General features: G+C 36.7%; 14 protein-coding genes. 10 read left to right on the forward strand and 4 right to left on the reverse strand.

Translation table 11 applies throughout. From position 1 onward, the window contains the following. The 3 genes from dnaA to HME9304_RS00015 are packed head-to-tail and all read left to right on the forward strand — an operon-like array spanning position 1 to position 2626. Positions 1-1425, forward strand: coding sequence for a chromosomal replication initiator protein DnaA (dnaA, locus tag HME9304_RS00005; RefSeq protein WP_112376634.1), 1425 nt, complete (start codon positions 1-3; stop codon positions 1423-1425). Between the two features lie 15 nt (positions 1426-1440). Then, the gene (locus HME9304_RS00010) at positions 1441-1893 is read left to right on the forward strand and encodes a low molecular weight protein-tyrosine-phosphatase (RefSeq protein WP_112376635.1); all 453 of its coding nucleotides are present in this window, start codon (positions 1441-1443) and stop codon (positions 1891-1893) included. Between the two features lie 4 nt (positions 1894-1897). After that, positions 1898-2626 carry an SAM-dependent methyltransferase gene (locus tag HME9304_RS00015; RefSeq protein ID WP_112376636.1) on the forward strand — a complete coding sequence of 243 codons (729 nt, stop codon included), beginning with the start codon at positions 1898-1900 and terminating at the stop codon, positions 2624-2626. Positions 2627-2677: 51 nt separating this feature from the next. On the opposite strand, the gene HME9304_RS00020 is transcribed toward HME9304_RS00015, so the two are convergent. The 4 genes from HME9304_RS00020 to dapF all read right to left on the reverse strand — a co-directional run bounded on the left by HME9304_RS00020 (position 2678) and on the right by dapF (position 5819). Next, positions 2678-3322 (reverse strand): hypothetical protein, encoded by a 645-nt coding sequence (locus tag HME9304_RS00020; protein WP_112379674.1) that lies wholly within the window; start codon positions 3320-3322, stop codon positions 2678-2680. A 160-nt stretch (positions 3323-3482) separates the two neighbouring features. Beyond that, positions 3483-4526 carry an endolytic transglycosylase MltG gene (gene mltG, locus HME9304_RS00025; RefSeq protein ID WP_112376637.1) on the reverse strand — a complete coding sequence of 348 codons (1044 nt, stop codon included), beginning with the start codon at positions 4524-4526 and terminating at the stop codon, positions 3483-3485. Then, positions 4516-5049, reverse strand: coding sequence for a GNAT family N-acetyltransferase (locus tag HME9304_RS00030; protein WP_112376638.1), 534 nt, complete (start codon positions 5047-5049; stop codon positions 4516-4518). Before HME9304_RS00030 ends, mltG begins: the two co-directional genes overlap by 11 nt. Next, complete coding sequence (gene dapF / locus HME9304_RS00035) at positions 5043-5819, reverse strand: diaminopimelate epimerase (RefSeq protein WP_112379675.1); 777 nt, start codon at positions 5817-5819, stop codon at positions 5043-5045. Before dapF ends, HME9304_RS00030 begins: the two co-directional genes overlap by 7 nt. A gap of 134 nt (positions 5820-5953) precedes the next feature. On the opposite strand from dapF, the gene HME9304_RS00040 reads away from it, so the two are divergent. The 7 genes from HME9304_RS00040 (at position 5954) to rplS (ending at position 11668) form a co-directional block, all read left to right on the forward strand. After that, complete coding sequence (locus tag HME9304_RS00040) at positions 5954-7345, forward strand: trypsin-like peptidase domain-containing protein (protein WP_112376639.1); 1392 nt, start codon at positions 5954-5956, stop codon at positions 7343-7345. A 131-nt stretch (positions 7346-7476) separates the two neighbouring features. Beyond that, entirely contained in the window at positions 7477-8925 is a 1449-nt protein-coding gene (locus HME9304_RS00045; protein ID WP_112376640.1) for a glyceraldehyde-3-phosphate dehydrogenase, read from the forward strand. 101 nt (positions 8926-9026) lie between these two features. Beyond that, the gene (locus HME9304_RS00050; RefSeq protein WP_112376641.1) at positions 9027-9632 is read left to right on the forward strand and encodes a tRNA (guanine-N1)-methyltransferase; all 606 of its coding nucleotides are present in this window, start codon (positions 9027-9029) and stop codon (positions 9630-9632) included. Positions 9633-9725: 93 nt separating this feature from the next. After that, positions 9726-10172 carry a GNAT family N-acetyltransferase gene (locus HME9304_RS00055; RefSeq protein WP_112376642.1) on the forward strand — a complete coding sequence of 149 codons (447 nt, stop codon included), beginning with the start codon at positions 9726-9728 and terminating at the stop codon, positions 10170-10172. Positions 10173-10202: 30 nt separating this feature from the next. After that, complete coding sequence (gene trmD, locus HME9304_RS00060) at positions 10203-10877, forward strand: tRNA (guanosine(37)-N1)-methyltransferase TrmD (RefSeq protein ID WP_112376643.1); 675 nt, start codon at positions 10203-10205, stop codon at positions 10875-10877. Between the two features lies 1 nt (position 10878). Then, positions 10879-11190 (forward strand): hypothetical protein, encoded by a 312-nt coding sequence (locus HME9304_RS00065; RefSeq protein ID WP_112376644.1) that lies wholly within the window; start codon positions 10879-10881, stop codon positions 11188-11190. 127 nt (positions 11191-11317) lie between these two features. After that, positions 11318-11668: a 50S ribosomal protein L19 gene (gene rplS / locus HME9304_RS00070; protein ID WP_112376645.1), complete on the forward strand. Its 351-nt coding sequence runs from the start codon at positions 11318-11320 to the stop codon at positions 11666-11668. The last annotated feature ends 450 nt before the right edge of the window (positions 11669-12118 follow it).

The raw sequence follows: 12118 nt of genomic DNA on the forward strand, positions 1-12118 counted from the left end.
ATGAGTGTTACTGCTAATTCCGTGTGGAACAACTGTTTGGCTTTTATCAAGGATAATATCCAACCGCAGGCATTCAAGACTTGGTTTGAACCTATAAAGCCTATCAAGTTAACAGACAAAGCTCTTAGCATACAAGTGCCCAGTAAATTTTTTTACGAGTGGCTTGAAGAACATTATGTTAAACTGTTGAAAGTTGCCCTTACCAAAGAACTGGGAAATAATGCAAAACTTATTTACATCATAAAAATGGAAAATAAGTACGGAAACAAAGAGCCGTTTACAGAGCAAATTCCAAGCTCCAATAGAACAGCTGTTGGACCTCAGGAACTTGATGTCCCGATTACCTCAAAAAGTCCCGAACTGAAAAATCCCTTCGTGATTCCTGGGATTCGGAATATTAAAATAGAATCACAACTCAACCCAAATTACAATTTCGAAAATTTTCTTGAAGGTGACTCCAATCGTTTGGCAAGGTCCGCAGGCATGGCGGTTGCCAATAAACCTGGCGGCACTTCTTTCAATCCATTATTGGTTTTTGGAGGCGTTGGTTTAGGAAAAACGCACTTGGCACATGCCATAGGTGTCGAAATAAAAGACAAATACCCAGAAAAAACTGTTCTCTATATCTCTGCGGAAAAATTCACACAACAGTATATTGAATCTGTAAAAAAGAATACTAGAAACGATTTTATCCATTTTTACCAGTTGATAGATGTACTCATTATTGATGATGTGCAGTTTTTATCTGGCAAGTCCGGTACCCAAGATGTATTCTTTCATATTTTCAATCATTTGCATCAAAATGGAAAGCAAGTCATATTGACCTCTGACAAGGCTCCAGTGGATATGCAAGACATTGAACAAAGGTTGTTGTCACGTTTTAAATGGGGTCTTTCAGCCGAATTGCAAAGTCCTGACTTTGAAACCAGGATTTCCATCTTAAAGAACAAGCTGTACCGCGATGGTGTGGAGATGCCTGACGAAATCATAGACCACGTTGCCAAAAACATAAAAACCAACATCAGGGAACTGGAAGGTGCTATCATCTCATTGATTGCCCAATCCTCTTTTAATAAGCGTGAAGTAACTTTGGAACTTGCCCAACAGGTGGTAGAAAAATTTGTGAAAAATACTAAAAGGGAAGTTTCTATCGACTATATTCAAAAAGTAGTCTCCGATTATTTTGAAATGGATGTAGCTACCCTTCAGTCAAAAACCAGAAAGCGCCATATAGTCCAGGCAAGGCAATTGGCCATGTTTTTTGCCAAAAAATTCACAAAAGCTTCCTTGGCCAGTATTGGTTCCCAAATTGGAAAAAGGGATCATGCTACCGTACTGCACGCCTGTAAGACGGTAGATAACCTTGCAGAGACCGATAAACAGTTCAGAAAATATATAGAGGACCTGAACAAAAAATTCTCTTAACTACAGTTTAATTTGATGAAAACCAAGGTTTTGATGGTTTGCTTAGGAAATATATGCAGATCGCCCTTGGCCGAAGGCATTTTAAAATCAAAAATAAATGACGACAGAATTTTTGTGGATTCAGCAGGTACCGCAGGATACCATATAGGAAACCCGCCGGATAAAAGATCTATTGCTGTTGCACGAGAACATGGCCTTGACATTGCTTCACAAAAATGCAGGAAATTTTCCAAAAATGACTTTGATGCTTTTGATCATATCTACGTTATGGATAAAAGTAATTTGGTAGACGTTTTAAGTTTGGCAACCCATGAAAATGAAGAAAAAAAGGTAAAACTGCTACTAGATGAGTTAGATTTACCCTACAATGAGGTACCCGACCCATATTACGGCGGTTCAGATGGTTTTGAAAATGTATATCAAATGATCGACCTTGCCTGTGAAGCAATTGCAAAAAAGATAAAATGAAGCCATGGAAGAAGTAAAACCAAGCTTAGTGGCCGGTAAAGTCTATTTGATCCCAACTACTCTTGGGGACAGTGCTCCCCTTGAAGTATTACCAATTTCCATTAAAAGGACAATCGAAAACACGGATTACTACATCGTTGAAAACGAAAAAACCGCCAGACATTTTATTAAAAAAGTGAGTCCTGGCAAAGCACAACCAAGCCTTCATATAGAATCCTTGAACAAATTTACCGATCCAGCCACAATCCCTTCTTTTCTTGAACCATGCATTAGCGGTTTTGATATAGGTCTACTATCTGAAGCTGGTTGCCCTGGCATAGCTGATCCCGGAGCAGAAGTTATTAAGGTCGCCCATGAAAAAAGAATACAGGTGGTTCCACTTGTAGGGCCATCCTCTATTCTTATGGCCATGATGTCCAGCGGTATGAACGGACAAAATTTTGCATTTAATGGCTACTTGCCCATAGACACTTCCGAACGCAGGGCAACTATAAAAAATCTTGAAAAAATTTCGAGAGAAAAAGGACAATCGCAGATATTTATGGAAACCCCATACCGAAACGATAAGCTTTTAAAAGAGTTGACCCGAGTGCTTCAAAAAGGAACCAGATTGTGTATTGCTTGCGATATTACACTACCAACGGAATACATTAAGACCAAAATTGTCCATGAGTGGAGCGAAATACCTGTAGATTTAAATAAAAGGCCTACTATATTTATTATCCAAGCATAAAAAACCCAGAACTGAATTCTTGGCTTTCTCATTGTATTTAAAAGTGGTTTCTTAAACTTTCGCGTTTCTTTTTTGTTCAATGTTGGAAATATCATATCCAGCAAACTTCCGCATATAATAGGAGATATTGCTCCCATATGCATCTGCTACATCATATTTTCCATAAGTTCGCAAAAACTTTTTTACATTTCCTGCGCCAGCCAAATGGGCCGAGGCCAATATACCTGATTCTGTAATTTCAATTCCCCTGATTCGCTTTCCGTTAAAACGCTTGATATCCCTTCGCAATATCCATTTATTACGGGCAATATTCGTCTCAAAAGTTTTTTCTTGGAGAACTGGGTCGTTTAAAAAACTATTGGCATCATAAACTCCCATTAAACTTAGAGTGCTTAATCCAAATTGATACTTTCCAAGATATCCTAAAGTGTTTATTGCGGAATATCTTCCTTGGGATTCCTTAAATGCCAATGCCTCTTTGAAACCATTGAATTCATTTCCCAGAAAGGGAGGTTCAATAGTTACGTCTTCAGAATCTATAATAGCATCTTGAAGCACTACTGTCTCCATATTGGTTTTGACCTTTAACGAATCGGGTACTTTCCCATCCGATTTTTTCGTTACTGTATACGAACCAAAACTTGTCAAAATTACAATCATGGCAAGATGCAAAATAAAACTCATCCATCTTTTCATAACTTTCATATTTAGCGTTCTGATGCACAAAAAACAGTGCAACTAAATTAGGGCGGCAAAGATAAAGGCAGAGTTTCTTATTTAAAGCATGATCTTCATAAGATTTTCTTAAATGAGTGCCAAAATCCGTTAAACCACTGAAAATTAACGACAAAACGCATTATCTATTCACTTTGTTGGAATCTAACCAACGGATATACTGCACTTTATTTCGGTTGTGTTGCGCCAGGGTTTTGGCAAATTTATGATAACCAAAATTGGATACATCGGCCACAAAAAACAAATAATCGTGCTTTTCAGGGTCAAGTACGGCATCGATTGAAGAAATATCGGGCATGGCAATCGGGCCTGGGGGAACGCCACTATATTTATAGGTATTGTATGGTGAATCCATCTCCAAATCCCTATAGAGAACACGCTTAATAATGGTATCGTAATTGCCGGTCTCTTTTTTGATGGCGTAAATAACCGTTGGATCTGCTTGTAATAGTATTCCTTTTTGTATGCGATTCAAATAGACTCCCGCAACTCTTGGTCTTTCATCTGTCTTTACAGTTTCCTTTTGTACTATTGCAGCCAATGATATAACCTGAGATGGTGAGAGATTCAGTTTTTTTGCTTTTGCTAAACGACTTTTGGTCCAGAATTTTTGATATTCCTTGTACATTCTATCACGAAATTCCACTGCATTTGTATTCCAAAAGAATTCATAGGTATTGGGAAGGTACATCCCTAATTTTGTGTCTTCGTTAAAATTTGATTCCTTTAAAAAATCCGCTGCATTAAATGCTTGTATAAGTGAAAGGCTATCCGGTTCAATTTGATCTGAGATTCTGCCTGCCAATGCTTGTAAGGATTCTTGATTATTGAAAGAGACTCTGACAGGAATATTGTTACTGCGTAGGGAATTGATAATTTCGTTGTTGTTCATCCCCTTTTTTACAGCATATTTACCACCTTTAACATTAGAAGTGTAACCCTTTTTTTCAGCTACCGCTTCAAACGTTGATAAATCTTTTACCAAAGGTTTCAGGCTTTCCTTCACTTCAGCAAAATTAGCATCCGATGGTATAAAAACGAAAGCTACTTCATTGGCAAACTGGGTATTGGGACTAAAAATGGCACTATAGATCTTGTATGCCATAAAACCACAGATCAAAAGCCCTAAAATAGCAGTTGCCCAAAGTACTTTTTTAAGATTCATAAGAATTAATCTTTTGGTACATAATTTCGTCTTTAAAACCATTTTTGGTTCTAATCCATTCCTTTTTCACCCCTATTCTTTCAAAACCAAGCTTTTTGAACAAGTGGATACTTGCACTATTCCCTTCTAGTATATTCGCATATAATTGGTGTACATCCAAAATTGAAAAGGCATATTCACAAAGTAGCGAAACCACTTCTGTCCCTGTTCCCTTATTTTGGTCTGCTGCATTGGAAATCACGACACCGATGCCAGCTCTTCTATTTTTAGGGTCAAAGTCAAATAAATCCACTAGACCAATACACTTATCTTTCTCGTTACAGATACACAAGCGTAATTGTTTTACGTCATAAATGTCCCTGTGCGCATTTTCCAAATATAAACGAAGTACTTTTTTTGAGTAAGGTTTCAAGGTTCCGCTTATCTCCCAAATGGAAGTATCGTTTTCCAATTGATAAAGAAAATCCAAGTCATTTGGCTCCAAGGCTCTTAAGCTGATATGTTTACCTTTAAGATTCAGCATACAATTTCACCTTTATATACCTGTTTAGCAGGGCCTTTCAAGAAAATATTTATATAGGAATCGTCTTTTTTTTCAAAATTGATTTCCAGATTGCCCCCTAGTGTATTTATTTTGATTAGATCAGAAGTTGTTTTCCCATTATTATGCATCGCTATAGCTACCGCAGTTACGCCGGTCCCACAGGAGAGGGTTTCGTCTTCAACACCTCTTTCATAAGTCCTGACTTCAAAAGAATTGTCGTCCAACTGTTCAACAAAATTTATATTACTGCCAGATTTTCCATAAAGTCCATATCGTAATTTTGCACCTTCTTTCTGTACATCAAATTTATTGAGATTATTGACCAATTGTACATGGTGCGGTGAACCTGTATCTAAAAAACTATACATGGCTTTTTTCTTCACTTCCTTTACATCCCCCATCTTCAAAGTAACAATGTCTCCTTTAATTGTAGCTTTGTGCAATCCATCGATTGCCATAAACGTTGTTTCATGTTTGATTATTCCCAAATATTTGGAAAATGCTACCATACAACGACCTCCATTACCGCACATACTGCTTTCAGCTCCGTCTGCATTAAAATATACCATCTTAAAATCCGACATATTGTCATTTTCCAATAAGATAAGCCCATCACCGCCTATGCCGAATCTTCTATCACATAGCTTGGCAATTAATTTGGTATTGTTTTTGGGAAAGGATTCTTGGCGATTGTCAAGAATTACAAAATCGTTTCCCGTACCTTGATATTTGAAAAACTGTAGTACCATCATTGGTTGCAAAGAAACAAATATAGCGGATTCTTTAAGGTTTTTTTTGTAGTTAAAAACGAGTTAAACCGACGAAGCCAAAAAATGATTTCATCTAATTTTGTTACATCTAAAAGTTAAATTTTTATAGAATTATGAAAAAAATTGCCAATTTACTTATAGTATCAGTATTTGCAGGAGCAATTACTTTGGGAGCTTATAAATTATTTTTTGAAAAAGATTCATATAAATGGGTCGCTGAAAACCAAGAAGTGCCTTTTTTAAGCACTAGTGGGTTAGCTGCATCTGCAAAGGGCGCTGGAATCAATGAAGTCGATTTTACCATAGCTGCTGAAAAAACGGTCAATGCTGTTGTGCACGTTAAAAATGTAACCATGAGCAAAGGAACCAATAGCCTAGCCGATTTCTTCTATGGTTCTGAACGTAACCAAATACCGCAGGTTGGAACAGGTTCAGGAGTAATCATCTCCCCAGATGGCTACATTGTTACCAATAATCATGTAATAGCAACGGCAAGCCAGTTGGAAATTACATTGAACAACAATAAATCCTATGACGCAGAAGTTATTGGTGCTGATCCTGATTCTGATATTGCTCTTTTAAAAATCGATGTCGAGGGTACACTCCCCTATTTGGCTTTTGGGGATTCTGATAATGCGAAAGTCGGTGAATGGGTTTTAGCCGTAGGGAATCCGTTTAGCCTAACATCAACAGTTACTGCGGGCATCGTAAGTGCGAAAGCAAGATCCTTGGGAAGGAATCAATCTTTTATCCAAACGGATGCTGCCGTAAATCCTGGTAACAGTGGTGGTGCACTGGTCAATACTAATGGTGACCTTATAGGAATCAATACCGCAATAACCTCACAAACGGGTTCTTATGTTGGATACTCTTTTGCAGTGCCAAGCAATATTGCAAAAAAAGTTGTTGAGGATATTATGGAATTTGGTAATGTACAACGCGGATTACTAGGTATTTCTGCTGCTAACGCACGCTCTAAAGAAGCTATTGAATTAGGACTGAATGAAATTGAGGGGGTCTATATTTCACAAGTTTCGGAAGACTCCGGCGCTGAAGAAGCTGGTTTAGAAGCCGGGGATATTATAAAACAGGTAGATAATATCCATATCAAAAAGTTTTCTGAACTTACGGGATACCTATCTTCAAAAAGACCGGGCGATGTTGTGGAAGTTGTAGTGGAAAGAGATGATGAGAGACTTTCCAAGAGGGTAACACTCAAGAAACAGCAAACAATTATTTTGCCGATGACCGGTTTTATGGTCAAGAATCTCACCAAAGAAGATAAAAAGACCTTTGGAGTAAGCAAGGGCGTTAAAATTACCGATGTTCCAGAGGGTTACAGTAGGTACGATCTTAAAAATAAGGTTATTACCGAGGTAGATGATAAGGAAATCACGAATATTGATGATGCCAAAAAGCACTTTGGCGAAATTTCGAGATATGGCAGAACCAGTTTCACCATGATAAATGAAAAAGGTGAGAAAGAACGCCTTATACTACAATAATATATTTTGATTTTATTAAAAAATAGCACCCATAAAATGGGTGCTATTTTTATTTGAAGTTTGTTTTACGAAAACGATTGAAATATCTAATTTTGCCAAAAATTCAAATCAAATAATTTCAACCAAAATAAATGAGCGACATTAAATCTTACGAAAAGGAGCTTGCATTCCAATCAGATAGAAGAAAGGCAACTACGGAGTTTATCAAAATCATAAGTGATCTATGGTATGACAAGGCAACAGAAGTTGTGCTTTTTAAAAATCAGGTTATCGATAAAAACGTAAGTGATATTATCAATCTGCACGAATATGCAGGAGAGTTTGTTCAAAAGCCAATATCAATTTTTGATTCAGTCGAGATTCTTCGTGCAATTAATGACCTAAACCTTCCACCTGCCAAATTGGACATTGGAAAACTCACTTATGAGTACCATTCCGATGACAACAACCACTTAAATGTAAAGTCCTTTGTAGTTGAGAAGCTAAAAGATGCAAAGACATCCAAAGAAATAAAGCCAAAGGATGTTGTTTTGTACGGTTTTGGTCGGATTGGGAGATTGGTTGCAAGAGAACTAATGGCCAAAACAGGTAGAGGAAGTCAGCTCAGGTTGAGAGCTATTGTTGTTAGGGGCGAACTAAATGAAAGCGTGTTGGAAAAAAGAGCTGCCCTCCTCAAAACAGATTCGGTACACGGTCAATTTATGGGAACAGTAGATGTAGATGTTAAAAACAATGCGCTCATTATCAATGGTACAACCGTACGATTTATAAATGCTGAGAAACCAGAGGCGATTGATTATACCAAATACGGAATCTATAATGCCCTAATAATTGATAATACCGGTGTTTTTAGAGATAAAGCTGCACTTTCCAGACATCTGGAAGCTAAAGGAGCAAGCAGAGTTCTTCTTACGGCACCTGGCAAGGAAGTTCCCAATATAGTCCATGGGGTAAACCACGCTGAATTTGACCCTGATAAAACCAAAATATTTTCTGCAGCATCGTGTACTACGAACGCCATTACCCCCATCCTAAAAGTTGTTGAAGATTCCTTGGGAATAAAAAAAGGACATATAGAAACCATTCACGCTTATACAAACGACCAAAATTTAGTCGATAATATGCACGGAAAATATCGTAGAGGTCGTGCAGCAGCACTAAACATGGTCATTACAGAAACAGGTGCGGGCGCAGCGGTTACAAAAGCGATACCCTCGCTTAATGGAAAGTTGACCTCTAATGCTATACGTGTTCCTGTTCCCAATGGCTCTTTGGCAATCTTAAATCTTGAGGTGAAGAACAAGACCTCGAAAGAAAGTTTGAATACCATCCTTAAGAAATATGCTCTTGAAGGGGATTTGGTCGAGCAAATAAAATATTCATTGAGCAATGAGCTTGTTTCATCAGACATTGTAGGTACCTCTGCCCCTTCAATATATGACAGTAAAGCCACCTTAATTTCTGCTGATGGCAAGAATTTAGTGCTCTATATATGGTACGATAATGAGTATGGTTATACCCACCAAGTAATAAGGCTTGCTAAATACATTGCTAAAGTAAGACGCTACACGTATTATTAATTCAATTTTTTTTAATCGGTAAGTTTGATTTTCTTTTGATTTTTGGTTTATTGGTGTAATTTCGTTTTTCCCTCAATCTAAATTAATACGCAACAATTAGCATGAAACGTTTACAGACCTCATTTACAATTATTTTATTGATCTCCATTTTTTCGCTATCGGCTCAAGAACAAGACGAACCGTCCAGTTCGGACAATACACTTGTTGGGCAGTTTCAACAACTGGAAAAAAAATCCGGTAACTATAGGGCGAACGGAATTCGATATGAGGTGATTAAATTGGTAGACTTGAATAAAATCAAAGAAAGTATTTTTGATTCAATCAATACAGCAAGTAAATCAATTAAGGATTTATCCGCAACAATAGCCAATAATGAAGCTACTATAAAAGATCTCAATGCCAAACTTGAAGAAACTACGGAGAATCTCCAGAACATTACAAAAGAGAAAGATAGTATATCCTTCTTTGGAGCATTGATAAGCAAAGGCACTTACAACCTTATATTGTGGTCCATAATTTTTATACTGCTTCTGTTTCTTTTGTTTTTCATATATAGATTCAGGAATAGCAATTCTTTGACGCACCAAGCAAAAACCGCGTTGGCCGATGTTGAAAAAGAATATGAAGACCATAGGAGACGAGCACTGGAACGGGAACAGAGAATAAGCCGTCAACTTCAAGACGAACTGAACAAACAGAAGAAATAGCATCCAAAAACTCCCATTCAAGGGAGTTTTTGGATTTATGCCATACATGTTCTTACTTAACTTGGAATTACTTTTAAAATAGGAAACACAACAATGAAAATCAAAAATGCTATCCTATCGGATTTGGAACATTTGGTCCCGCTTTTTAACAATTATCGTGTATTCTATGGGCAACATTCTAATTTAGATGCTGCCCGTTCTTTTCTTAAAACGCGATTATCAAAAAAAGAATCTACCATCTTTTTGGCACTGTATAATGATAAACCAGTTGGATTTACCCAACTTTTTAAAACCTTTTCCTCAGTAAGCTTAGAACCATTCTTAATATTGAATGATCTGTTCGTCACTCCTGAATTTAGAAACCGTGGTGTTGGAAGAGCACTCCTTGAGTATGCAAAATTGCATTGCAAAGAACTGGATTATAAAGGATTGGAATTGGAAACTGCTTTGGATAATCCAGCACAAAAATTATACGAGCAACTTGGATGGGAAAAGGATGAAGCATACCTTCACTATTTTTGGAAAAATACTGGGGGATAGCCTTATTTTTGTCCAATCTTAAAACTGCCCATGCGTATAGATATCATTACAGTTTTACCCGAGTTGTTAAAGAGCCCTTTTGAAGCTTCAATTTTAAAAAGGGCTATCGATAAAAAATTGGTCGAAATTCATCTACATAATCTTAGGGACTATTCCATAGGAAACTACAAACAAGTGGACGATTACCAATTTGGTGGTGGAGCAGGAATGGTATTGATGATTGAACCAATTGATAAATGCATCTCTAAATTAAAGGCGCAGCGGGAGTATGATGAGGTAATTTATATGACCCCGGATGGCGAAACTTTGAATCAAGGTATTTCCAACGAGATTTCGCTAAAAAAGAATATCATTATTTTATGTGGACACTATAAAGGTGTAGATCAAAGGGTTCGTGATTTGTTCATTACCAAGGAAATATCGATTGGAGATTACGTTTTGTCAGGGGGAGAACTGGCGGCAGCAGTTTTTTGTGACTCACTTATACGGCTTCTTCCAGGTGTACTAAACGATGAAACCTCCGCCTTAACGGATACATTTCAGGATAATTTACTCGCACCACCGGTATATACAAGACCTTCCAATTATAAAGGAATAAAAGTTCCTGAAATTTTATTGAGCGGTAATTTTCCCAGTATTGAAAAATGGCGTGAAGATAAAGCACTGGAAAGAACTACAAAAAAAAGACCTGATTTACTAAATTGATATGGAAGATTCACATACTTTATACTATGCCTTTGGTGGCATATTAAGTGCTCTTGGACAACTGGCCTTAATAATTGGCTGTATTGTTTTGGTTATCAAACAAAAAAATATTGGAACCATTATAATGCTAGTGGCCAGCATTCTTTCACTATTATTTATGATTGCAAGTTATGCGGGAAATTTTATCGCTGGTAGTTACGGGACCGACTTGATCTTAACTTGGAGCCAGATTATAGCCGTAGTTGGACCAATTCCCTATATTCTATTTGCAGCAGGACTTCTTATCCATGCAATTAAGTATTCCAGCAATTAAAAGCATAGGGATAAGATTTAAAAAAACATCTTGTCAATTATAAATAATGCACTATTTTTGCAATCTCAAAATCAACCTCTGACGAAATACGTGAAAGTTGGTCTTGTTAAATAATAAAAAATATAACATGGAATCATTGATAAAATTTGTTGAAGACGAATTTGTTCCAAAAAAAGAATTTCCAAAATTTTCATCAGGTGATACAATTACCGTTTATTATGAAATTAAGGAAGGTGAGAAAACACGAACCCAGTTTTTTAAAGGAGTTGTAATCCAGCGAAGGGGAACAGGAGCTACTGAAACATTCACCATAAGAAAGATGTCCGGTACTGTAGGTGTAGAACGTATTTTTCCTGTAAATATGCCTGCGCTCCAAAGAGTTGAGGTAAACAAAATAGGTAAAGTGCGTAGATCAAGAATTTTCTACTTTAGAAAACTTACTGGTAAAAAAGCACGTATCAAAGAAATAAGAAAGTAATCATCTCACAATTACAAGAATACAAGAGCACCCATAAAGGGTGCTTTTTTTATGAACAATTGTTAATAACACAAGTTTATATATTGTTGATTACTAATCTATTGCAAAATTTGCACTTCTAATATTTTGTTTTAGATTAGCACAAGAGTTAAGGAGTTGATTCTGTCGAAATCTTAATTCTGTTTTAAAGTTGACGTTCTTTAAAAATTGATTTTTTCCCTTTTTAATTGGTAACACTACTAATCACAAAAGGAATTTCTAATTCTGGATAGTTTAGGCTAACCATAAATAGAGATAATAGTTTTTATGTGCGGATGGAAGAGCAATTTTCTGTCTTGATAAAGACCAGAAAAATATCAATACACTTTATAAGATACTGTTTAGTTGAATGATTAAATGTATGCTATAAAGTAAACGTCAAAAGAGCAACGGATGCGATCAATGGTTGCA

It is taken from the genome of Flagellimonas maritima (genome assembly GCF_003269425.1).
Classification (GTDB): domain Bacteria; phylum Bacteroidota; class Bacteroidia; order Flavobacteriales; family Flavobacteriaceae; genus Flagellimonas; species Flagellimonas maritima.